The following is a 23,986-nucleotide window of genomic DNA, read 5'->3' as shown; positions in this document are numbered from 1 at the left end:
GCTAAAAAAATATTTATAAAGTATAGCGTATACCAAGGCCACCCCAACCTCCTTCAAAATAATTATAACCCACAAAATTGAAGGATGGCTGCCAATCCAAGCTAACATTTATGGGCAGTCCATTAAACTTATAATCAAGGCCCAACACACCATCAATACCAATGGCTATGCCTCCATCTCTGGTTGGATACTGGTCTTTCCAATTGTTGTTCCAGGCGGCAATATGAGCGCCGGGGCCACCATACCATTTAAGTCCGTCAACACCTTCAATATCACCATGAATTTCATATAAACCAGTAAGTCTGAAACCATCGCTGTATAAGTAGCCCAAACCTTCAATGGCTTTATTTTCTTTGATAAAACTTTTTACGCTTACAGCACCCGGATAAAATTTAATACCCACCGCTGTTTTGTAAGTGCTGCCTGTACTTTGAGCCTGTGCTGTTATACCTGCCAATAAAATAAGCAAGGTGGCCACCATCATCTTTTTCTTCATATTGTTGTGTTTTGTGTTTTTTTATAAACTAGGTTAAAATGTGTAACGTATACCTACACCACCATATGCAGGTGTAAAACCGGCAGTGCCTATTAATGTAATGGCGGGTTGCCAATCTAAACTAATATTAAGGGGTGCATTTTTTATTTTGTAATCAAGACCAATAATGCCATCTATACCAATGTCAATTTTACTGTTTTCAGTTTTGGGCGTGGGACTATCCTCTTTCCAAAAGCCAATGTGGGCGCCGGGTCCAACAAACCAGCTAAGTCCGGCGGTATTAAAATTGTAATAATTAAATTCATATAAACCACTAACCCTAAAGCCTTTATTCCAAATAGTGGCCTGGGCTTCCAAATTTTTTGTATCGGCAACAAATTGTTTGTAGCTAACAGAAAAGCCTCCCGGTATTTTTATACCAATGGCCCTGCTATAATTAGACTGGGCTTGTATTTTATAGCTGCATATTATTAGTAGTAATATGGAAATAACTGGTTTCATGTAACAGAAGTTTATGTATGCATGCATGAAACGTACCAAACTTCTGTATTGGTATCAAATAGTTGTTAAAGCTTTTAAAGTAGTAAGCGTAAAAGTCAATTTGTTAGCCGGCGGCCGATTAATAATGGGGCTTTACTTGCCACGCTCGGTTCAAGGTTCTGATCCAGTGGCAGCAGGTGATTTATAATAAAATTTAACTATCTACAGGTATAAAAAAACTATGAGTGTTGCAATTGCATAAATGCATTTCTGCTCAAATGCCATCGGTTAACGGGTTGTTCAAAATTTAAAAATCCGGGGGTGGTGATATATTCTTTTAAAAAGGTAAAACCAGCTTTGGCCAGTGTTTTATTTGGGGCCGGGTTAAGTGCATAAGGCTCGCAGTAAAGATGCTGCAGCTGGTAGGTATTAAAATAAAAAGGCAGGGTTTTATAAATAAATTGTAATCCATATCCGCTTTTTCTGGCTGACTGTTTCCAAATATGGAGGTGCATATAGGCTTCCTGTGAGGGAATGATTTTATTAATATTTGAATGACCAACAGGTTCATCATTTAAATGCCATATAACGCAAAACGATTGCTTTTGGGCATGTGGCGTTAATAACTGTTGTTGCAGCAATTGTATCCACCATTCTTTTGCAGGCATTTTATTTACATCTACACCCATACCATGCAGGTATTCATTGGTGCATGAAAGCCAATATTGGGTTAGAGGGGCAATATCATCAATGCTTAATTCTCTTACAGATAATTGGGGTGTTTGCATGTGTAAATGGGGTTAATGTAAATATACTTTAGTAATTTATTGTATACCAATTAAGTAATGTTGAATTAGCAATATTTAATGCCGAATGCTACAAATTCAGTTCAAACAGTAATGAAAAGAGAGCTGGGGGGGACTAATATGTGAATTATGAAACATATTTTCAATATTGTGTAACTGGTAATTTTTTATATGAGTTCACTTTGCATTACGTAACACAATGTTGTACGTTATAAAATATTTTTTATCATTAAAAAGTTTAAACATGACACCAGGTAAAGTATTATTAGGAGTGCTGGCAGGCGTTGCCGCAGGCACATTGCTGGGTATATTATTTGCACCCGAAAAAGGTATTAGAACAAGGCGTAAAATTTTAAATAAAGGCGAAGATTACGCAGAATCGCTGCAGGAGAAATTTGAAGATTTGGTAGAATCAATTTCCAATAAATATGAACGTACCAAAGATGAAGCAAACGATCTTATTGCCAATGGCAAAATGCGTTTTGATGAGGTAAAGAAAGAGGCGAAATCTTCAATTTCCTGATAAACAATTGCAATTTCTTTAGAGGTAGCAATTTCTCTAGCTTTAAAATTTATATTATGTATAACCAGCCAACTTCATTAGAAACTATTTTTGAAAAAGTAGAAGACTATCGCAAAACAACAATAGAGCTGGTTACCCTAAAAGCAATTGACAAAACCGCAGATATAGTTTCTTCGCTTGCAATCACTATTATACTTTTTATAGTGTTTGCAAGCGTTGCCTTGCTGGTAAGTATTGGACTTGCCATATGGCTTGGCACTTTAACAGGGGCATTGTATAATGGTTTTTTTATAATGGCAGGGGTATACATGCTTATAGGATTGGTAGTATATATTTTCAGAAAGGAATGGATAAAGACAAGTGTAAGTAATAGCCTGATTGTTAGCATGCTAAAATCAAATAAAGAATGAGAAAGCACAATGAATCCATTGGTTTGCGACAAGCTATTTTGTTGGCTGAAAGTAAACAGGCCCTACAATTAACCATGTTAAAAGAGCAGGTGCATATTGTTTATGAAAGTTTACAGCCCATTAACCTGCTAAAAAAAACGTTGCAGGAAGTGTCAGCTTCTCCCCAAATAAAGGATACTTTATTAAATAATGTAATTGGTATTTCAACAGGCTATTTATCAAAGAAAATTTTATTTGGATTTTCGCATAACCCGCTTAAAAAACTGGCAGGTACCTTTTTGCAATTTGCAATAGCCAATGTTGTAGCCAGTAATTCAAATGGTATTAAAATGGCAGCTGGACATTTGCTTAATCGTGTGTTGCATTTTTCAACAACCCAAAAGCAAAAGCTACAGGAAGAGTGGGAATAATTTTTTATCAAAGAGAATCATATAAAAATTTTGTTTGACGCCAAAATATCCAACAGCACAAGAGTGCGACGCAAGAGACGATGCCACAATAATTAATTGCCTGGCCCATGGCCTATTTGCGCATTTGCTTAATGATGCTTTTTTTGCGCAATTGCATGAATATATTCCAAACAATCAGCAATATTCCAATAGCCATAGCAATGGTAGATATAATGTCTCCATGCGCTACATAAAAGGTTTCCCCGCTAACTGGTGGTATAGCAGCTTTTATATACGCTGCAGTATCCCATGGCTGTGTTTGTTGTATCGCTCCTGCATTATCAATCACGGCCGATATGCCAGTATTGGCGCTACGGGCCACCCATTTTCTGGTTTCTATTGCTCTTAGTCTGGCATAAGCCAGGTGCTGTTTATGGCCAGGAGTATTGCCCCACCAACCATCGTTGGTAATAATGGTTAAAATATTTGCGCCTTTTTGTACATAAGTGCTTACATATTCGCCATAAATACTTTCATAACAAATAATTGGGGCAGGAATATAGGGGTTGCCAGGCTCAATAAAAACGGCAGATTCAGCTGATTTACCATAGCCGCTGGCGGTACCACCAAATTTTTCAAAAACAGGTGCCATCCAAAGTAAAAAATCGGGTAAGGTTTCAACGCCGGGCACCAATTTACTTTTGTTATAAAACTGCAAAGGGCTATTTGATTTTATAGCTACAGCTGCATTAAACACATCGTAATAACTATTATCGTTTTCGTTAAATCGGGCAGATGTGGTTAGTTTTTCCGCGCCATAGCTTTTAAAAGTTTCTGCACCGGTTACAATGGTAATATTGCGATGCCTGTTTGCAAAATCAAAAACAGGAGCATATATACTGGCGTTTTTAAGTTCATCCTGCCAAACTGCTGCGGGTAATGCAGTTTCGGGCCATACAACAAGTCTTGTATTGGTATCTAATGCCTGTTCTGATAATTGTATAAATGTTTGTACCTGTGTTGAAATGGTGGATTGGTCAAATTTTTGGCTGTAGGGGTCAATATTTGGTTGTACAATTATAACATTGTTGCTATTGGCAACAGGGTTTTGATTGGTTTCCGGTTTTACAAGAAAAGAAATAACAAAAGGTAAAACCCAAACAACAGTAAGTATTAATATGTGCAAAGGTTTTACTGATTTGTTCCTTATTTGTATCCATGTATCGTAGAGCAAAATATTTACCAATAATATCCATAAACTACCGCCACTGGTGCCTGTAAATTCGTACCACTGTACCCAATTAATTTGTTGCGCAAATACATTACCCAATGTTAGCCATGGCCAGCTTAGTTGCCAGTTAAGGTGTATATATTCAAATAGCAACCAAAAAAACACCAGCGATATATAACCAGTTCTTTTCCCATAATTGGTTTTAAAAATAAAATAGCCCCACCAAGGCAAGGTCATCAACAGGCTATTGGCCACCATGGCTGCTATGGATCCAATATCGGTAGAATTCCATATCCACCAGGTAGTTAATACATTCCAAACAAGCGTTGTTAAAAACGTATACCAAAAAAAGGATAATTTCTTTGTTGTATTATCTGCCACCATAAGTAGTGGCACCCATGCAATGAATATAATAAAAGTAAGTGGAGAAACCGGCCAGGCAGCAAAAAGTAAACTGCCTGCCAATAATGCTTTTGTGGTATTTGCTAACTTATTCAATTATTTTTTTGGGCAATATCGGTAAAAGTTTGTTACAGGGTAAAACCCGGCACAGAAAATTCTCATAAATATTATTTTGGTAAAATACCTTTTCAATATTTGCAGGAAAAACAATTTATGGAGCAGGCAATAGAACAATAATTAAGCTTTACTTGCCACGCTCGGTTCAGGGTTCCTCTTACATGGCAGCAGTAAGAGGGGCTGGTAAACCATATAAAACATCATTTGTAAAGACTGTAAAATGTAAAATTTAATATAGGAGATGGTTAAAATAAAAAAAGTCTGGCAAATTTTGCCAGACTTAATGCGTTTTGGTTGAACGTATATTAATAACGGTTGTAACCACCGCCACTACTGCTTCCACCGCTTCCACCACGGTTACGGTTATAACCGCCACCGCTGTTTCCGCCGCCGCCATTACCACCACGGAAGCCGCCACCGCCGCCACCGCTGTAAGGTTTTTTCTTGTAGCCACCTTCACCCTCTTTGCGGGGTGCAGATTCGTTTACTACAATTTTGCGACCTGATACATCAGTGTCGTTTAGGTTGCTAATAGCTGTGCGTGCAGCATCATCATCACTCATTTCAACAAAACCAAAGCCCTTGCTGCGGTTGTTGTTAAATTTGTCAGTAACAATTTTTGCTGAGATTACATCGCCATAGGGAGCAAACAGGTTTTGAAGGTCTTCACTGGTCATGTTCCAGTTCAGGTTTCCAACGTAAATGTTCATTTTGAAAAAAAAGTTAAGTGAATAAAAGCCAACAGAATTCAGTAACCCAAAACTAAAAACATTTACCGGAAACGTTCAAGAGTATGGTCGCACTGCCTCTTTGGATATACGAAAATAAAAATATTCTTCAAAAAACGGGATTTATTACATTTTTTTTTTTGATTATGCAATAATGATTCAAAATCTAAATTTTTTTTAATGTTTCGGGCCAAAAACATGCTTCTTTAAAATGGTATTTGAATAGTAGTGGTAATTTAAAAGTCAATTACTACTTTTGCCGTCTAATAAAAAAACTATTTATGGCAAGTACAGCAGATATCAGCCGCGGAATGATTTTGAAACTGGACGGCAGTTTGTATTCTGTTATTGAATTTGGCGAGAATAAAACCGCAAGAGCAGCAGCAAAAGTTTGGGCCAAACTTAAAGGGGTTGATAATAAACGTTCTATTGAAAAAACCTGGAATAGTGGTGAAAACATTTTTCCGGTAAGGGTTGAAAAGAAAACCTATCAATATTTGTATAAAGACGAATCAGGCTTTAACCTGATGAATAACGAAACTTTTGAGCAAATTGCTTTGGCCGAAGAAATGATTGACGCACCTCAGTTTTTAAAAGAAGGCAGCGAAGTATTTGTATTTGTAAACACCGAAACAGATATGCCAATTGGCGCCGAATTGCCTGAAAAAATTGTTGTAAAAATTACCTATTGCGAACCTGGCCTTAAAGGTGATACTGCCACCCGTGCCCTAAAACAAGCCACCATCGAAACAGGTGCCACAGTGAATGTGCCCCTATTTGTAAATGATGGCGAGCTGATAAGGATTAATACCAAGAGTGGCGAATATGTTGAGCGTGTTAAAGAATAATAATTAATTTTAATATGTAATTCGAAAAAGACAGTTTTTTACTGTCTTTTTTTTACTAATTGCGCAGGATGATTTTTTTATTTTTCTGCACTTTTAGCCAAAAAATGCCTATTTTGCCCCTCCAATTAGGGTAAAAAGGTCTCAAAACATTACAAAATCCCAAAAAATTCAATTATGGACTTCAAGCAGATCCAGGAACTTATCAAGATTGTAAACAAGAGTAATATCGGGGAACTTAGTATAGAGGAAGAAGGTTTTAAAATTACCATTAAGCAAAAAGAAGATATAGCGCCGGCAGTTTATGCAACCGCACCGGCTGCTCCAGTATATGCACCTGCACCTGTAGCCGCCGCTCCTGCTGCTCCCGCTGCCGCTGCTCCTGCAACACCTGTTGCGCCTGCAGCTTCTAATTTAATTACTATTAAGAGCCCGATGATAGGTACTTTTTACCGCAGGGCTTCGCCTGATAAACCTTTGCTAACAGAAGTTGGAGAAGCTGTTTCTGTAGGTAAAGTGGTTTGTATCATAGAGGCAATGAAACTTTTCAACGAAATTGAAAGTGAAGTAAGCGGTAAAATTGTTAAGGTATTGGTAGATGATGCCAGCCCGGTTGAATACGACCAACCTTTGTTCCTGGTAGAACCAGCATAAGCTTACACGATGATGCGGATAAACAAACAGGTATAATCCTTATTGTTATATCCGCACTTTTGTTTATTTGCACAACTTCAATCTAATTCAATGTTTAAAAAAATACTTATAGCCAATCGTGGCGAAATTGCTTTACGTGTTATTAGAACCTGCCGCGAAATGGGTATTAAAACAGTAGCGGTTTATTCTACTGCCGATAAAGATAGCTTGCATGTAAAATTTGCTGATGAAGCCGTTTGTATAGGAAAACCTCAAAGCAGCGATTCTTATTTGAACATTCCTCATATTATGGCTGCTGCAGAAATAACCAATGCAGATGCTATTCACCCAGGGTATGGTTTTTTGGCCGAAAATGCAAAATTCTCCCAAATTTGTGCTGATCATGGCATTAAGTTTATAGGCCCAACAGCCAGCATGATTAATAGCATGGGCGATAAAATTACCGCCAAAGAAACAATGATTAAAGCCGGTGTGCCGGTTGTGCCCGGTGGCGAAGGTTTGCTAGGCAGTATTGAAGAGGCCATTACTTTAGCTAAAGAAGTTGGATACCCGGTTATACTTAAAGCAACTGCCGGTGGTGGTGGTAAAGGTATGCGGGTGGTTTGGAATGATACCGAAATGGAAAAAGCCTACACAACAGCCAAAACTGAAGCAGCAGCCTCCTTTAAAAACGATGGTATTTATATGGAAAAATTTGTGGAAGAACCACGCCATATAGAAATTCAGGTGGCAGGCGATCAATATGGTAATATTTGCCATTTAAGTGAAAGAGATTGCTCCATTCAACGCCGCCACCAAAAGCTGGTGGAAGAATCGCCTTCTCCTTTTATGACACCCGAGCTAAGAGAAAGAATGGGAGAAGCAGCTATAAAGGCAGCCAGCGCCATTAATTACGAAAGTGTTGGTACCATTGAATTTCTGGTAGATAAACACCGTAATTTTTACTTCATGGAAATGAATACCCGTATACAGGTAGAACATTGTGTAACCGAAGAAGTAATTAATTTCGACCTGATTAAAGAGCAGATTAAAATTGCAATGGGTGAGAAAATATCCGGCATCAATTACCTGCCTCAGATGCATGCCATAGAATGCCGCATTAATGCTGAAGATCCTTACAACGATTTCAGACCATCTCCGGGTAAAATAACCGTGTTAAATACGCCAGGTGGCCATGGTGTACGTGTTGATAGTCATGTGTATGCCGGTTATGTAATTCCGCCTTACTATGATTCTATGATTGCCAAATTAATTGCGGTAGCCCGCACCCGTGAAGAGGCAATAGACACCATGTACCGTGCATTAAGCGAGTATATTATAGAAGGTGTTAAAACCACCATTCCATTTCATTTGCAACTCATGAAAAATGAAGATTTCAGAAAAGGTAATTTTACTACCAAATTTCTGGAAACCTTTACCATGGTTTAATACTTTATCCCGCAGCCAACAACTGCGGGATTTTTTTTATGTACCCGGCCCAATACAAAATGTAGCTTTACTTGCGTCGCACTCTTGTGCTGCATGAATGCTATTGGACAAAAGACAGATTAATTGATAGAGCATTCTAACTGGTTTAAATGCCACTTTTCCCTATTTCAATAAGCCGCATACAGTACCTGCAGCACAAGAGTGCGACGCAAGAATGCTGCTATAACATTCCATTGCCTGGTAAATAATAGATTAGCCTGTATTGTTTTATGGTTACAATACACCCATGTTTTTTATTTATATAAGTACTGTTGGCCTTATTTGAATTTTGTAAACTATAAACCTATATTTTTGCCAAGTTTTTAAAGCGTTTAAACAGAGAAATATATGCGACAAATTGCTTTTCGTGAGGCCCTGCGTGAGGCCATGAATGAAGAAATGAGAAGAGACAGCAGGGTTTTTTTAATGGGTGAGGAAGTAGCAGAATATAATGGTGCTTACAAGGTAAGTCAGGGTATGTTGGCCGAATTTGGTGCAAAAAGGGTAATAGATACCCCCATTGCAGAACTTGGTTTTACTGCTGTAGCTGTGGGTGCAGCCCAAAATGGTTTACGCCCAATTGTGGAATTTATGACCTGGAACTTTGCTGTATTGGCATTAGACCAGATTTTAAATACTGCCTCTAAAATGCTTGCCATGAGTGGCGGGCAAATAACCTGCCCCATTGTTTTTCGTGGTGGTAATGGCAGTGCCGGCCAGTTAGGTGCCCAGCACTCAACAGCATTTGAAAGTTATTATGCAAATATTCCTGGGTTAAAAGTAATATCACCTTCCAACGGTTACGATGCAAAAGGTTTGTTGAAACAAGCTATCAGGTACGAAGAAGATCCGGTAATGTTTATGGAAAGTGAAATGATGTATGGTGATAAATGCGAAGTACCTGAAGAAGAATATTATATAGAACTGGGTAAAGCAGATGTAAAACGTTTGGGTAAGGATGTTACCATTGTTTCTTATAACAAAATGATGAAAGTAGCACTTAGTGCTGCTGCAGAATTGGAGAAAGAAGGTATCAGCGCAGAAGTGATAGACCTAAGAACTATTCGTCCATTGGATTGGAAAACCATTTTGGAAAGTGTAAAGAAAACCAACCGCCTGGTAATAGTAGAAGAACAATGGCCAATGTGTTCTGTATCATCGGAAATAGCATACCGTATCCAAAAAGAAGGTTTTGATTACCTTGATGCACCAGTTTTAAGAATTACCAGTGCCGATGCCCCCATGCACTATGCGCCTAATTTGGCAGCACTCGCCATACCAGATGTAACCAGAACGGTTAAATTGGTTAAAGAAGTCATGTATTTACAGAAGTAATTAATAAACAATTTGTAAAAATCCCGGTATAGATTTATATCGGGATTTTTATTTTTTAGAAGCCTCTTTTATATTCCATTTCCTGTTTAAACAAGAACACATTGTATGCGCATCAAATTTTTACAACTATTGGTGATAATGTTTTTTGGTAATAGCGTATTGTTTGCCCAAAAGGCAGATTCTTTATTTGCATTAAATGATAGTGTTATACTGCAAAGTGTGACCGTTACTGCCTTTTCTGCCAAGCTGCCATTAAAAGATGTGCCTGCTTCTATCGCGTTCATCAGCAAGAAGGATTTAACTGCGCAAGGTGTTGTAAGCCTGCTTCCGGCAGTAAATACTGTTCCTGGTGTTAGAATGGAAGAACGTTCTCCCGGCAGTTTCCGATTATCAGTTAGGGGTAGTTTATTGCGTTCGCCATTTGGTGTTAGAAATATAAAAGTATACTGGGACGAACTGCCTTTAACTGATGCTACTGGTAACACCTATATTAATCTGGTTGATGCAAACAGTATTCAATCTATGGAGATTATTAAAGGGCCAGCATCAAGTTTTTATGGGGCTAATACCGGTGGCGCCATTATCCTACATAGTAACACTGAGGTTTTGGCAAAAAAGAACCAATTACAATTTGGGCTTGCCGGCGGTTCTTTTGGGCTTTTTAGCGGGCAGGCAGGCTGGCATTATAGCAGCACTAAATTTGTATCCGACTTACAGCAATCGTATGTGCGTAGCGATGGCTACCGGCAGCAATCTGCATTAGACAGAAATATAATCAGGTGGAATGGCAAATGGATGGCCAGTAAAAATACCAGCATTTCCTTTCTGGCATTATATACCAGGCTTCATTATGAAACACCGGGTGGTATAACTCAGGCGCAATACGATACTGCGCCACGGCTGGCCCGCCTTGCAGCAGGTAGTTTTCCTGGCGCAATAACCCAAAAAACAGCTGTTTATAACGAGACTGGTTTAGCTGCAATAACATTGCAAACAAAGCTTACGGGACATATTACCAATAGCACCACAGTTGGGTTGAATAAAACCGATTTTCAAAATCCCTTTATTACCAACTTTGAAAAGCGAAAAGAGTGGAACTATAGTGCCCGTACCAACTTTGCCTACACGTATAAACACAATTCATTTAAACTGGAAGCCAATGCAGGCGCCGATTTTCAATACAACGATTCTTATATAAGGGTATACGGCAATAAAGCTGGGGTGCCAGATACTACACAGTATAAAGACAAAGTACATGTTACCCAGTATTTTTTGTTTGCTCAGGTAAATATGAATATTGCAGAAAAATGGTTTTTACAGGCAGGTATTAGTAATAACGATTATCGTTTTTGGTACAACAGGGTAACACCAGTCAATACCGATTATCCCAAAATAAAAAATGCCGATCCTGCTATTAGTCCACGTTTGGGTATTTCCTATGCAGTATTAAAAAGTACTAATATATTTGCCAATATCTCTAAAGGATTTTCACCACCAAGCCTTGCCGAAGTAAGGCCTTCTTCTGGTGTGGTAAACGAAACCCTGCAGGCCGAGTATGGCTGGAATTATGAAGTGGGTATAAAAGGTACTTTACTACAAAACAGTTTTTCTTACAGTGCCTCCTTCAATTATTTTAATCTTAAAAGCGCCATTGTTCGCCGTAACGATGCAAATGGTGCCGACTATTTTGTAAATGCCGGAAGTACCATACAAAAGGGTTTGGAAATTTGGTGGAATGCCCGAATTATAGAACAAAAAAACAGTTTAGTACGCAGTTTGCATTTGTGGAATAGTCTTGCCTATCAGCCCTATTATTTTGATAGCTACACTATTGGTACTACCGATTATTCCGGCAATAAAATAACTGGTGTTCCGCGCACAGTAAATATTACCGGTGTTGATATAATAACCAGACATCTTTATTATGCCAATATAATGTTCAACTATTCCAGTGCAATTCAATTAAACGATGCTAATACCGTAGCGTCTGCACCTTATCATTTATTACAAATAAAAATAGGTAAGCAATTGCAATTAAAAAATACCAGGCTTGATATTTTTGCAGGTGCCGATAACCTGTTAAACGAAAAATACAGCCTTGGCAACGATATTAATGCAGCTGGCAACAGGTATTTTAATGCAGCCTCAACCAGAAATTATTATGCTGGAGTTAAAATAATATTGTAAAATTTAGTTATTGGCCGGGCAAAACAAAAGTTGGGGGCTTTACTTGCGTCGCACTCTTGTACGTTTGTAAGGCTATTCAGCAATGGGTTTAAAAATAACCCAACCGAATGTTTTGAGGCCTTTTGGCATTCTGCCATCTATGCTGATGCAACCAATCCTGTTTTAGCTTTGTAATAGCTCAGCAAAGCAATACCTATATTTGCAGTCAATCACAATGCTAATAGCGCACCAAATAATTAGAATATGCAACAGATACTGATTATTGACGATGAAAGAGCCATTCGTAAAACCCTGAGCGAAATACTGGGATATGAAGGGTTTAAAGTAGATGAAGCCGCCGATGGTGAGGAAGGCTGGAAATTGTTTTGTGCCACCACTTACGATGCGGTACTCTGTGATATTAAAATGCCCAAAATAGATGGACTTGAATTTTTATCCCGCGCCACCGAAAAAAATCCAGACGTACCGGTTATAATGATAAGTGGGCATGGCACTATTGAAACTGCTGTTGATGCTGTAAAAAAAGGTGCGTATGATTATGTAGCCAAACCCCCGGATTTAAACCGACTGTTAATTACCATTCGAAATGCGGTAGATAAAAACAGTTTGGCAAAGGAAACCAAAGTATTAAAACGTAAAGTAAACCGTGTACAGGAAATTATTGGCGAAAGCGAACCTATTTTGCGCATAAAAGATACTATTGATAAAGTGGCACCCACCGATGCACGGGTTTTAATAACCGGTGAAAATGGTGCAGGTAAAGAACTTGTAGCCCGTTGGTTGCACGAAAAAAGCAACAGAAGCAATGGACCGCTGGTAGAAGTTAACTGCGCGGCTATCCCCAGCGAGTTGATAGAAAGCGAATTATTTGGTCACGAAAAAGGCTCTTTTACTTCTGCAATTAAACAGCGCATTGGTAAATTTGAACAAGCCAGCGGTGGTACTTTGTTTTTAGATGAAATAGGCGATATGAGTTTAAGCGCCCAGGCCAAAGTATTACGTGCGTTACAGGAAGGTAAAATAACAAGGGTAGGGGCCGATAAAGAAATTGCTGTAGATGTACGTGTAATTGCAGCTACTAATAAGGATTTATTAAAAGAAACCGAAGCTAAAAATTTCAGGTTAGACCTTTATCACCGCTTGGGTGTAATATTAATTCATGTGCCTTCGCTTAATAACCGTAAGGATGATATTCCCTTGCTGGTAAACAAGTTTCTGGCAGATATTGCGGAAGATTATGGCCAGGCAAAAAAGTCTATAGATCCTGCTGCAATGGTAGCGTTACAACAACATAACTGGACAGGAAATATACGCGAATTAAGAAATGTGGTAGAAAGGCTTATTATATTATCGGGCAAATTAATTACAGCCGAAGATGTAAAGAATTTTGTATTACCGGGCTAATAGATGCTTATTTAATTTATTGCTGGACCAGACAATTGAATTTCTATTAAGCTTTACTTGCGTCGCACACTTCAGGTTTCTTCTTTGTGGCGGCTAAAAAGAATGTATTGATATCTAATAAATAGATGGGTATTAAAAATTGTTGAATAATGTACTGAACGTACAAGAGTGCGACGCAAGAAAAGCCTCATTGAAAATATAAGCCGGGCTCAAAACATTAATTGCTAATTAGCCAAGCCTTACCAAATATTTTAAAATATTGCTATTGTTTTTAATAGTCTGCATAACTATTATATTATGGCACCCAAAAAGAATACCGTTATTATAATTGCTGGTGCCACTGCATCGGGTAAAACAAGTCTGGCTATACAATTGGCGCAGCATTTTAATACTGAAATAATTTCTGCAGACTCTCGCCAATGCTTTAAAGAACTAAATATTGGTGTTGCCAAACCCAGCCCTGAGGAGTTGCAATTGGTGCCACATCATTTTATCAGTTCTCACTCGATTACAGATGATGTAACTGCACAAATATTTGTGCAGTATGCCTTAGAAAAATGTAATCAGGTTTTTCAACACAATCCAATTGTTATAATGGCAGGCGGAACCGGCTTGTATATAAAAGCTTTTTGTGAAGGTCTTGACCCAATACCTAATGCCGATAAAGATATCAGGGCATTTATAGCGTTGCAATATCAGACCAATGGATTAGCTTGGCTACAAAATGAAGTTAGTACAAAAGACCCATTATTCTGGCAACAGTGCGAACAGCAAAACCCGCAGCGCTTAATGCGGGCACTGGAAATAAAACTAAGTACCGGAAACTCAATAATACATTATCGAAACCGGCAGATTGCTGAAAGGCCATTTAATATTATTAAGCTAGGATTATCAGTAGAGAAAACATTATTGCATAGTAATATTAACCAACGGGTAGATAGCATGATGAGTGCCGGATTATTGAAAGAAGCCGCCAACTTACGCAGTTACGCTTATTTGAATGCTTTACAAACCGTAGGGTACAAAGAATTCTTCGCCTATTTTGATGGAATTACTACTCTTAATCTAGCTATCGAAGCTATAAAAATTAACACAAGGCATTATGCCAAGCGGCAAATAACATGGTTTAAAAAGGATACATCCATAAACTGGTTTGACAGTAAATTTGCCTTCGAATCATCTCTTAAATTGCTTCAAAAAAGGATGTAAAATTGCCCTCATTTGTAAAAAATTGTACAGCAGTAGTAATTTTTTTTAATTGGTAATATTTTATCATTTAATGGTATAAACGCACTATATTAATCAAAATCGATACCATTTTATCAATAATCAGTAATTCATTGTGTCAATTCAACGCAAATTAAATGTGTACGAAATACACAATGAAAAAAAACTTATTTTTTTTCATTTAACAAATAATTAATTCCCTTATTTTTAACCGTTCTTAATTATTAACACAACCATAATTGCCTTGCTTATGAGACAAAAAATCGCTCGATTGACTGTGCACGTATGTACAGCACTTCTCTTTCTTTTCTTGTCCAGTTCTCTGCATGCACAAAAAAAAGTGACAGGAACTGTAACAAATGCTAAAGACAAACAACCTGTGGCTTTTGCAACAGTAACAGTAAAAGGTACCAATGTAGCAACTGTTACAACCACTACTGGTAGTTTTGCTATTACCGTTCCTGCTTCTAAAACCAAATTGGTTATTTCTTCAGTTGGTTTTGATGATGTAGAAGTTGATGTGGCTTCTCAAACCGATGTAGCTGTTTCTTTAAAGGAGAAATCTTCTTCTTTGGATGAGATAGTTGTAACAGGTTATACTGCACAGAAGAAAAAAGAAATTACAGGTTCCGTATCTGTGGTGAATGTTAAAGACCTAAGGCAAACCCCTGTTGGTACAGGTGAAGAGGCTTTACAAGGTCGTGCTTCTGGTGTAACCGTTATTAGTTCTGGCCAGCCTGGTGCAGCCAGTGATATTCGTATTCGTGGTATAACAGGTTTTGGTAATAACTCACCCCTTGTTGTTATTGATGGAGTAAGGGGTAGCTTGCACGATATTAATGTGGCAGACATTGAATCAGTACAGGTACTGAAAGATGCCGCCGCAGCTATTTATGGTGTTGCTGGTTCTAATGGTGTAATTATCATTACCACTAAAAAAGGTAAAACCGGTAAAGCTAAAGTTAGTTATGATGGCTATTATGGTGTAACTACAAGAGGTCCTGGTTATGATATGGCCAGTACCCAACAACAAGCTGATGCAATTTGGCAACAGCAGCGTAATTCAGGTATTGCTAATCCTAGCAGTAAGCAATATGGCAACGGTGCATCTCCAGTAATTCCTGATTACATTACCCCAACAGCGGGTTTTGAAGGAGATCCTAACACGGATATTTCTACTTATAACAGAACTTCCAACCAGATTACCAAAGCGAATAAAATTGGTACCAACTGGTATGATGTTATTACCCGTAATGCCCAGCAGCAAAATCACAATATCTCTATTAGCTCTGGTTCAGACAAGAGTTCTTATTTCTTCTCTATGGGTTATCTTGATCAACAAGGTATTGCTCAATTCCAGGGTTTAAAAAGATATTCTGTGCGTGCTAACACACAGTTTAATATCAATGACAAAATTCGTGTAGGTGAGAATGCTTACATTTTCTATAAAACAAACCCGATATTCGGTAACCAAAGTGAGGGTAGTCCTTTCACTACTGCTTTCCGTGAAGATGCTATTATCCCTGTTTATGATATCGCAGGTAATTTTGCAGGTACTAAATCACAAGATTTAGGTAATGCACGTAACCCTTATGCTGATATTTATCGTACAAAAGATAACAAGCAAAACAACTGGGACATTACCGGTAATGTTTTTGGTGAAGTAGATTTCTTAAAGCATTTCACTGCCCGTACCACTTTTGGTGGAACAATTGATAACAACTACAGTTATAATTTTAACTATGTAGGTTATGAAAATGCGGAAGGAAATTCAGGTGCTAATTCCTTTAGTGAAGGCGCTGGTTATAGTACTAACTGGACCTATACTAATACTGTTGCATATACCAATTCATTTGGTAAGCATAATGTTAAAGCCCTTGTAGGTACAGAAGCAGTTTATAGTTACTATAGATTTTTGGGTGGCACAAGAAGTAATTATTTTTCTGAAAACCCCAATTTCTGGCAACTTAATACTGGTTCTCCAACAGGCCAATCAAATTCTGGAAGTGCTGGCCAAAGTTCATTATGGTCTCAGTTTGCACGTTTGGAGTATGGATTTTCAGGAAAATATCTGATCAATGCTTCATTACGTAGAGATGCTGCTTCAGTATTTGCTGAAGATGTTAGAACTGGTTATTTCCCTGCTGTTTCTGGTGCATGGAGAATTTCTCAGGAAAACTTTATGAAGGATGTATCTTTTATTAATGATTTGAAATTACGTTATAGCTGGGGTAAATTAGGTTCTACCAGTAACGTGAATCCAACCAATCCATTTAACTTATATGGTCAGAGAGCAGGCCGCTCATTTTATGATTTAACTGGTAGCAGCAACAATCCTTCATCTGGTTTCTTTAGAAGTAATATTGGTAACCCAACAACAACATGGGAAGGTGATATCATTTCTAACATCGGTTTTGATGCGACTTTGTTAAAAAATAAATTGGATGTTACTATTGATTACTATAAAAAGAAAGTTAGTGGATTGTTGTTCACCGCTTCTGGAACTCAATACGATCTAATCTTTACTGGTGATGCAAGTTTACCTAAAGTAAATATCGGTGACATGCAAAATACAGGTATTGACGCTAGTGTTACTTATCACGGTACTATTGGTAAAGATGTTAAATTTGATGTTACTGGTTTATTTACTTCTTATAATAATAAGATTGTTAATATTCCTGGTTTGCCTTACTTTAATGGTCCTCAAATCAGAAACGTTATTGTTACACGTAATGAAGAAGGTCATCCTGTAGGTGCTTTCTATGGTTATGAGGTAATTGGTATTTTCCAAAATGCAGAGGATGTAGCTAAATCTCCTACCCAACAAGGTGATGAGTCTCCAGGTGTATTTAAATACAAAGATCAAAATGCTGATGGTGTGATTGATGACAAAGACAGAACTTATATAGGTAATCCTAATCCTGATTTCACTTATGGCTTAAATCTTTCATTTAGCTATAAGAGCTTTGACTTCTCCGGCTTCTTCTTTGGCTCACATGGTAATGACATCTTCAATCAAACCAAATACTTCACTGATTTCCCTGACTTCTTTAAAGGTGGTATCAGAAGAGAGGTTGCAGTTAATTCATGGACTCCGGATAATACAAATACTTCTATTCCAAAATTGCGTACAACAGGTGGTTTTAGTACCGATGGTGTAACAAATAGTTACTTTATCAGTAAAGGTTCTTACCTGCGTTGTAAGCAAATGCAAATTGGCTACACTATGCCTGCCAAGTCTACAGCGAAATTTGGTATCGACCGCTTAAGGGTATACATACAAGGTGCTAACTTGTTTACCATTACCAAATACGATGGTTTGGATCCTGAATTGCAAAGTAGCGACATTAACAACACTGTTGGATTTGGCATCGATCAGGGTAACTATCCCCATACAGCCGCATTCTTAATTGGTGTTAACCTCAATTTTTAAATTATTAATTAATTCTGAGTATATGAAAAAAATAAAAAATATAGGGCTTATTCCACTGGGTATTGTTGTAGCTGTAACCATTTTTGCTTGTAGCAAAAGCTTTTTGGACAAGCCACCATTGGGAACATTAAACCCACAAATTTTAGCAACTGAAGATGGTGTTCAGGGATTGTTAATCGGTGCCTATTCACTAGTTGACGGTGCAGGTGCAGCAGGCGATGGTTTTGCCTCAGGTGCATCAAACTGGATTTTTGGTGGTGTTACAAGTGACGACGCCTATAAGGGTTCGGATCCTTCGGATGTTGCAGATGCTGCTCCAATGGAACAGTGGACTACTTTAACTCCTACAAACGGAGCTATACCTCAAAAATGGATTCTTTGTTATGCTGGTATCCAACGTAGTAATGATGTGTTAAATACTTTGGCAATAGCTGAAGGAATTACACCTGAAAAAGCTACAGAAATACAGGCTCAGGCACGCTTTTTAAGGGCTTTCTATCATTTTGAAGCAAAGAAAATTTTTGGTAATATTCTTCCGGTAGATGAAACTGTAAATCCGCAGAATACTGTTACTTCCAATGCTGATCAAACAGCTGTTTGGAACCTAATAATTGGTGATTTGACTTTTGCAAAGGATAACTTACCAGAATCCTTTGGTAGCGAAGTGGGCAGAGCTAATAAGTGGGCGGCTGTTTGTTTATTGGCAAAAGCATACATGTTTCAAGGCCAACCTTCTTCAGCGCTTCCTTTGTTGAATGATGCCATTAATAATGGGAAAACTGCAGGTGGTGTTAAATATGCGTTGAATGATAACTATTATTCAAACTTTAACCCTGCTCAAAAGAACAGTGCTGAATCAGTTTTCGCAGCTCAAACATCTGTTCAGGATGGTTCTTCAGTTGACTGGGGTGGAGATCCTAATGGTAACTATGGTGATATCCTTAACTTCCCTTACACAGGTGGTCCGGGTGCATGCTGCGGTTTCTACAATCCTTCACAGGATTTGGCAAATGCTTATAAAACTGATGCTAATGGCTTACCATTATTAGATAATTTTTACACAGGGTTATGGGTTAGCAATCCAGCTGGTTCTCCATATACAGGAACTTTAGATCCTAGAATTGATTGGGTTATGGGCAGAGAAGGCATTCCTTACTTAGATTGGGGTAATCATCCTGGTGCTGCCTGGATTAGAAATCCTGTTAACGATGGTCTGTTTAGCCCAAAGAAAAATGTATACGCTGCTTCTCAAAAAGGGCAATATACAGATGTGGGTAGTGCTTATTGGGGGCCAACAGAACTTGTTGCCAACAATGTAAATATTATCCGTTTCTCTGATGTTATTCTTTGGAGAGCAGAGTGTGAATATTCTTCTGACCTAACAGCTGCTATGAATGATGTTAACAGGGTACGTAACCGTGTTGCTGATCATCCTGAAACATGGGTTAAATCTGGTTCTGATTACAATGCAGCCACTGCTACTTATGGTAGCGCAGGTGAAGATGCTGATAACTATGCTATTAAGCCTTACACTTCTGCTACTTTCACTTCTGCCAATGCTTTAAAAGCAATTCAAATGGAAAGAAGACTTGAATTAGCAATGGAAGGTCAGCGTTTCTTTGACCTGGTAAGATGGGGTATTGCTGCAACAACTATCAATGCGTACATTGGCAGAGAGAAAGCTGCAAGACCATTAAAAGCCAGCGCCAATTTTACTGCCGGTAAAAATGAATACATGCCAATTCCACAGGGTACTGTTGATAATTTGAATGCTGATGGAACGACACGTGTTACACAAAATCCTGGCTACTAATAGTTAGCAATAACTTTAAATAGTTCTAAAAAAAGAGGTAGAGTGAATAGCTCTGCCTCTTTTTGTAATATGTACAAGTTATTTTTTATTAATTCCAGCTCCATTGCAAAGATGATGCATCCTTGCGTCGCAATCCTTTCATCGTTCGCCTAATAATGAAGCTAAATTTTAATTAAAATGCGACGAAAATACTTACCCTGTTCCTTTAAAATTTACATTTAGCAATTCGTACTATTATAGCTGCTTTGAGATTTGCAGTACAAGAGTGCGACGCAAGTAAAGATGCTTTTTAAAGCCAATGTTTGGCAAATAATATTTACCCATTTTTGATTATTTTATTTTTCAAGTAAAGGTTGTTTATATGAAAGGTTTCAAAATAGTATTGTATAGTTGCTTTGTTGTTTTTTTTGCTGCCTGCAGTAATAGCAATACACTCTTTGAGGAGGTAAGTTCAAGCCATTCAGGCATACATTTTTCTAACGATATTATAGAGAACGATACGTTGAACCCGCTTGATGTAACCAATATTTATAATGGTGGCGGCATTGCCGTTGGAGACTTTAATAATGATGGGTTGCAGGATTTGTATTTTAGTGGAAATAATGTTTCCAATAAATTGTATATAAACAAAGGCAATTTTGAATTTGAAGATGTTACTGATGATGCCTCAGTTGGCGGTAATGGAAAATGGTGCAGAGGCGCAGATGTAATTGATATTAATAATGATGGTTTACAGGATTTGTATGTTTGTGCTTCGTTAAAAAAAAACGGGGAAGAACGCAAAAATCTGTTGTATGTAAATGAGGGAAATGATAAAAATAATATTCCACATTTTAAGGAGTTAGCCCACGAGTATGGTTTGGATGACAGCTCACACTCCACACAGGCTGCCTTTTTTGATTATGATAATGATGGTGATTTGGATGTTTATATTGTTGTAAATGAAGTAAACACAAAAGTGTTTCCTGATAACTTTCATCCTGTATTAAAAGACCGCTTAAACCCAAGTACGGGTAAACTGTTTTCTAACGATTGGAACCCGGCATTAAAGCATGGAGTATATGCTGATGTTTCTCATTTGGCAGGTATTGAAACTGAAGGCTATGGCCACTCCGTTAACATCACTGATATCAATAACGATGGATGGAAAGACATATATGTTACCAATGATTTTATTAGTAATGATCTTTTGTGGATCAATAATCAGGATGGTACTTTTTCTGAGCAACTTTCAAACTACTTTAAGCATACCTCAGCCAATGCCATGGGCAATGATATTGTAGATGTAAACAATGATGGTCTTGCGGATGTGGTGGCTTTAGATATGGATCCTGAAGACAACTTTCGTAAGAAGATGATGTTAAATGGAAATAGTTACCAGAAATACCAAAACAGCGACCGGTTTTCGTACAACTACCAATATGTGCGAAATACGTTGCAATTAAACCAGGGCCCAAGAGTAAATGCAAACGATTCAATTGGTGCACCTATTTTTAGTGAAATAGGCTATTATGCAGGTATGGCTGAAACTGATTGGAGCTGGACACCCCTGGTATCCGATTTTGATAATGATGGCAATCGTGATATTATAATTACCAATGGTTACCCAAAAGACCTTACTGATCATGATTTTATCACCTATAGAAACGAGGCCACCAACCTGGCTTCAAGAAAGCAAATACTTGAACAGATACCCGAGGTGAAGCTGCATAATTATGCATTTAAAAACAATGGAGATCTTACTTTTTCTAATATGTCGGTACAATGGGGTATGGATGTACCCACTTTTTCTAATGCGGCAGTTTACGCCGATTTAGATAATGATGGCGATATGGATGTTGTGGTAAGTAATATTAACGGGGAAGCATCTTTATATAACAATAAAGAAAGACAGCAGTCAACAGATAGTAGTCATTATCTTAAAATTCAGTTTGAGGGCAGTGCTCTAAATAAAGGTGGAATTGGGGCCTATGCATCTATTTACTACAACAATGGAAAAATGCAAATTTGGGAAAATACACCCTACCGTGGTTATCTTTCTTCTGTTGATTGCAGGGCCCAATTTGGCTTGGGAAAAACAACTGACATAGATTCACTTGTTATTGTATGGCCAGATGGTAAAAAGCAAACCATACCAAATGTAAAGGCAGATCAATTGCTTACTGTTAAATATGCCAATGCAATAACTGTAGCTGCTCCAATAAAAAATGTGTTGGCAACTAATAGCTTTTTCAGGGATATTACTGACTCTGTAAAAGTGCAATACAGGCACCAGGAAAGAGATTTTGTAGACTTTAATATTCAAAAATTATTACCCCATAAATTCTCACAATTTGGCCCTGCCATCGCCTCAGGCGATATTGATAATAATGGGTTAGATGACTTTATAAGTGGAGGCTCTGTTAATTACAGTGCTCAAATATTCTTACAACAATCAAATGGATTTTTTGTACAAAAGACCTTGTTGAAAGATACCACTGCACCAAAATTATCACAGGATTTAGGGTTGTTACTTTTTGATGCTGATAGTGATAAAGACCTTGATTTATACATAGCCAGCGGTGGCTATATTGGCGGCCCAAATACTACTGTATATCAGGATAGGTTTTATATAAACGATGGAAAGGGTAATTTTAAAAAGGATACAACCGCATTACCAGAAAACCTTACCAGTAAATTTTGCGTAAGAGCCGTTGATTTTGATAAGGATGGCGATTTGGATTTGTTTGTTTCAGGTAGGGTTAACCCATGGAATTATCCCAAACCAGTTTCCAGCTTTATTTATAGAAACGATACGGAAAATGGTAAAATAAAATTTACTGATGTTACAGCCACTGTTGCTAAAGACCTGAATAATATTGGCATGGTATGCGATGCCTTATTTACCGATTTTGATAACGATGGCTGGCAGGATTTGGTATTGGCAGGCGAATGGATGCCTATAAGTTTTCTAAAAAATGATAAAGGCATTTTTAAAAATGTATCTGCATCTTCAGGCATCAATAATCAGGTAGGATGGTGGAATACTATTGCCCCCGGAGATTTTGATAACGATGGCGATATAGATTATATAGCGGGAAACCTGGGCCAAAACTCTTTTTATAAAGCAACAGATAAATTCCCGGTTTCCGTATATGCAAAAGACTTTGATAACAATAGCAGTTTTGATGCAATTACATCACTCTACCTGCCAACCAGTATGACGGATCAAACCAAAAAAGAATTTCCTTCTTTTGGCAGGTCCGATTTAATTAACCAGATGATTGGTATGCGTTCCCGCTTTCAGAGTTATAACGCCTATGCCAATGCTACAATGGATTCTGTACTTACACCAGATGAACGTAAAGATGCCATTATTTACCACGCCAATAATTTACAATCAGCCTATTTGCGTAACGACGGTAACGGCAAATTTACCATGCAACCATTACCATTGCAGGCACAGCTATCCATGCTTTGTGGCATAGCTGTAGAAGATGTGGATGGCGATGGCAACCTTGATGCTATTATTAATGGTAACGATTATGGTACCGAAGTAGCCACCGGCCGCTACGATGCCTTAAATGGACTGGTTTTAAAAGGCAATGGCAAAGGCAACTTTACACCACAAACTATTTTACAAAGCGGCTTGTTTATACCCGGCGATGGTAAGGCACTCGTAAAAATCAGAAACAATAAAGGCAACTGCTTATTAGTGGCAGGCCAAAATCGCGGCCCTATCAAAGTATTTAAACTAAAAGCAAATGTGCAATGTATACCGCTGCAGCCAGCTGATGTGAGCGCCATTATTGAATATAAAAACGGCACTGTGCAAAAACAGGAATGTTATTATGGAAATTCATTCCTCTCTCAATCGGCACGTTTTATAAATGCAGGCAGCAATGTAGCTGCTGTAACTATTACAGATGATAAAGGCAATAAACGAAAATTGGTTTTGTAAATAGTTAAGTACAAAGTTTATTGACCGGGCAGCAAACCTACAGCAGGCTTTACTTGCGTCGCACACTTGTACGGCAAAACAGTATTCAGCTTTCAACAG

The 23,986-nt window shown here is 38.0% G+C and carries 18 protein-coding genes; 13 read left to right on the top strand and 5 right to left on the bottom strand.

The window, feature by feature from the left end:
* Positions 1–13 precede the first annotated feature (13 nt).
* The 3 genes from GD597_RS14585 to GD597_RS14575 form a co-directional block, all read right to left on the bottom strand.
* Complete coding sequence (locus GD597_RS14585; protein ID WP_171608619.1) at positions 14–496, bottom strand: hypothetical protein; 483 nt, start codon at positions 494–496, stop codon at positions 14–16.
* Between the two features lie 33 nt (positions 497–529).
* A complete protein-coding gene (locus GD597_RS14580) occupies positions 530–997 on the bottom strand; it encodes a hypothetical protein (protein WP_171608618.1) in 468 nt (155 codons plus the stop codon).
* A gap of 218 nt (positions 998–1,215) precedes the next feature.
* Complete coding sequence (locus GD597_RS14575) at positions 1,216–1,764, bottom strand: GNAT family N-acetyltransferase (protein WP_171608617.1); 549 nt, start codon at positions 1,762–1,764, stop codon at positions 1,216–1,218.
* A 262-nt stretch (positions 1,765–2,026) separates the two neighbouring features.
* Between GD597_RS14575 and GD597_RS14570 the strand changes: the two genes are divergently transcribed.
* From GD597_RS14570 to GD597_RS14560, 3 genes are read left to right on the top strand one after another with little or no spacing between them, the layout of a single operon-like run.
* Positions 2,027–2,305, top strand: coding sequence for a YtxH domain-containing protein (locus GD597_RS14570; RefSeq protein ID WP_171608616.1), 279 nt, complete (start codon positions 2,027–2,029; stop codon positions 2,303–2,305).
* Between the two features lie 56 nt (positions 2,306–2,361).
* Complete coding sequence (locus tag GD597_RS14565) at positions 2,362–2,715, top strand: hypothetical protein (RefSeq protein WP_171608615.1); 354 nt, start codon at positions 2,362–2,364, stop codon at positions 2,713–2,715.
* Positions 2,712–3,125 (top strand): hypothetical protein, encoded by a 414-nt coding sequence (locus GD597_RS14560; protein WP_216368593.1) that lies wholly within the window; start codon positions 2,712–2,714, stop codon positions 3,123–3,125. Before GD597_RS14565 ends, GD597_RS14560 begins: the two co-directional genes overlap by 4 nt.
* 112 nt (positions 3,126–3,237) lie before the next feature.
* Here GD597_RS14560 and lnt read toward each other — a convergent pair whose 3' ends face one another.
* Positions 3,238–4,833 (bottom strand): apolipoprotein N-acyltransferase, encoded by a 1,596-nt coding sequence (gene lnt / locus GD597_RS14555; protein WP_171608614.1) that lies wholly within the window; start codon positions 4,831–4,833, stop codon positions 3,238–3,240.
* A 326-nt stretch (positions 4,834–5,159) separates the two neighbouring features.
* Positions 5,160–5,564 carry an RNA recognition motif domain-containing protein gene (locus GD597_RS14550; protein WP_171608613.1) on the bottom strand — a complete coding sequence of 135 codons (405 nt, stop codon included), beginning with the start codon at positions 5,562–5,564 and terminating at the stop codon, positions 5,160–5,162.
* 299 nt (positions 5,565–5,863) lie between these two features.
* Between GD597_RS14550 and efp the strand changes: the two genes are divergently transcribed.
* The 10 genes from efp (at position 5,864) to GD597_RS14500 (ending at position 23,887) form a co-directional block, all read left to right on the top strand.
* A complete protein-coding gene (efp, locus tag GD597_RS14545; protein ID WP_171608612.1) occupies positions 5,864–6,430 on the top strand; it encodes an elongation factor P in 567 nt (188 codons plus the stop codon).
* 174 nt (positions 6,431–6,604) lie between these two features.
* Complete coding sequence (accB, locus tag GD597_RS14540) at positions 6,605–7,081, top strand: acetyl-CoA carboxylase biotin carboxyl carrier protein (RefSeq protein WP_171608611.1); 477 nt, start codon at positions 6,605–6,607, stop codon at positions 7,079–7,081.
* Between the two features lie 90 nt (positions 7,082–7,171).
* Entirely contained in the window at positions 7,172–8,509 is a 1,338-nt protein-coding gene (gene accC / locus GD597_RS14535; RefSeq protein ID WP_171608610.1) for an acetyl-CoA carboxylase biotin carboxylase subunit, read from the top strand.
* Positions 8,510–8,896: 387 nt separating this feature from the next.
* Positions 8,897–9,883 carry a pyruvate dehydrogenase complex E1 component subunit beta gene (locus GD597_RS14530; RefSeq protein ID WP_171608609.1) on the top strand — a complete coding sequence of 329 codons (987 nt, stop codon included), beginning with the start codon at positions 8,897–8,899 and terminating at the stop codon, positions 9,881–9,883.
* A 105-nt stretch (positions 9,884–9,988) separates the two neighbouring features.
* On the top strand, positions 9,989–12,070 hold the full coding sequence (locus GD597_RS14525; protein ID WP_171608608.1) for a TonB-dependent receptor: 2,082 nt from the start codon (positions 9,989–9,991) through the stop codon (positions 12,068–12,070).
* Positions 12,071–12,313: 243 nt separating this feature from the next.
* Positions 12,314–13,474 carry a sigma-54-dependent transcriptional regulator gene (locus GD597_RS14520; protein ID WP_171608607.1) on the top strand — a complete coding sequence of 387 codons (1,161 nt, stop codon included), beginning with the start codon at positions 12,314–12,316 and terminating at the stop codon, positions 13,472–13,474.
* A gap of 297 nt (positions 13,475–13,771) precedes the next feature.
* A complete protein-coding gene (gene miaA, locus GD597_RS14515) occupies positions 13,772–14,683 on the top strand; it encodes a tRNA (adenosine(37)-N6)-dimethylallyltransferase MiaA (RefSeq protein WP_171608606.1) in 912 nt (303 codons plus the stop codon).
* 268 nt (positions 14,684–14,951) lie between these two features.
* Entirely contained in the window at positions 14,952–18,134 is a 3,183-nt protein-coding gene (locus tag GD597_RS14510; protein WP_171608605.1) for a SusC/RagA family TonB-linked outer membrane protein, read from the top strand.
* A 22-nt stretch (positions 18,135–18,156) separates the two neighbouring features.
* The gene (locus GD597_RS14505) at positions 18,157–19,947 is read left to right on the top strand and encodes a RagB/SusD family nutrient uptake outer membrane protein (protein WP_171608604.1); all 1,791 of its coding nucleotides are present in this window, start codon (positions 18,157–18,159) and stop codon (positions 19,945–19,947) included.
* A gap of 361 nt (positions 19,948–20,308) precedes the next feature.
* Positions 20,309–23,887: a VCBS repeat-containing protein gene (locus tag GD597_RS14500; protein ID WP_171608603.1), complete on the top strand. Its 3,579-nt coding sequence runs from the start codon at positions 20,309–20,311 to the stop codon at positions 23,885–23,887.
* Positions 23,888–23,986: the final 99 nt, after the last annotated feature.

The sequence above is a fragment of the Limnovirga soli genome (assembly GCF_013106755.1).
Lineage (GTDB): Bacteria > Bacteroidota > Bacteroidia > Chitinophagales > Chitinophagaceae > Limnovirga > Limnovirga soli.
The sequence above is the reverse complement of the archived record's forward strand: the minus strand, read 5'-3'. Positions and strand labels throughout refer to the sequence as shown.

Bases quoted from the DNA above. Each gene is read 5' to 3' on its own strand.
- GD597_RS14565 (WP_171608615.1), top strand. From the start codon at position 2,362: ATGTATAACCAGCCAACTTCATTAGAAACTATTTTTGAAAAAGTAGAA.
- efp (WP_171608612.1), top strand. From the start codon at position 5,864: ATGGCAAGTACAGCAGATATCAGCCGCGGAATGATTTTGAAACTGGAC.
- GD597_RS14575 (WP_171608617.1), bottom strand. From the start codon at position 1,764: ATGCAAACACCCCAATTATCTGTAAGAGAATTAAGCATTGATGATATT.
- accC (WP_171608610.1), top strand. From the start codon at position 7,172: ATGTTTAAAAAAATACTTATAGCCAATCGTGGCGAAATTGCTTTACGT.
- GD597_RS14585 (WP_171608619.1), bottom strand. From the start codon at position 496: ATGAAGAAAAAGATGATGGTGGCCACCTTGCTTATTTTATTGGCAGGT.
- GD597_RS14520 (WP_171608607.1), top strand. From the start codon at position 12,314: ATGCAACAGATACTGATTATTGACGATGAAAGAGCCATTCGTAAAACC.
- GD597_RS14525 (WP_171608608.1), top strand. From the start codon at position 9,989: ATGCGCATCAAATTTTTACAACTATTGGTGATAATGTTTTTTGGTAAT.
- GD597_RS14500 (WP_171608603.1), top strand. From the start codon at position 20,309: ATGAAAGGTTTCAAAATAGTATTGTATAGTTGCTTTGTTGTTTTTTTT.
- GD597_RS14550 (WP_171608613.1), bottom strand. From the start codon at position 5,564: ATGAACATTTACGTTGGAAACCTGAACTGGAACATGACCAGTGAAGAC.
- GD597_RS14530 (WP_171608609.1), top strand. From the start codon at position 8,897: ATGCGACAAATTGCTTTTCGTGAGGCCCTGCGTGAGGCCATGAATGAA.
- GD597_RS14560 (WP_216368593.1), top strand. From the start codon at position 2,712: ATGAGAAAGCACAATGAATCCATTGGTTTGCGACAAGCTATTTTGTTG.
- GD597_RS14505 (WP_171608604.1), top strand. From the start codon at position 18,157: ATGAAAAAAATAAAAAATATAGGGCTTATTCCACTGGGTATTGTTGTA.
- GD597_RS14510 (WP_171608605.1), top strand. From the start codon at position 14,952: ATGAGACAAAAAATCGCTCGATTGACTGTGCACGTATGTACAGCACTT.
- accB (WP_171608611.1), top strand. From the start codon at position 6,605: ATGGACTTCAAGCAGATCCAGGAACTTATCAAGATTGTAAACAAGAGT.
- miaA (WP_171608606.1), top strand. From the start codon at position 13,772: ATGGCACCCAAAAAGAATACCGTTATTATAATTGCTGGTGCCACTGCA.
- GD597_RS14580 (WP_171608618.1), bottom strand. From the start codon at position 997: ATGAAACCAGTTATTTCCATATTACTACTAATAATATGCAGCTATAAA.
- GD597_RS14570 (WP_171608616.1), top strand. From the start codon at position 2,027: ATGACACCAGGTAAAGTATTATTAGGAGTGCTGGCAGGCGTTGCCGCA.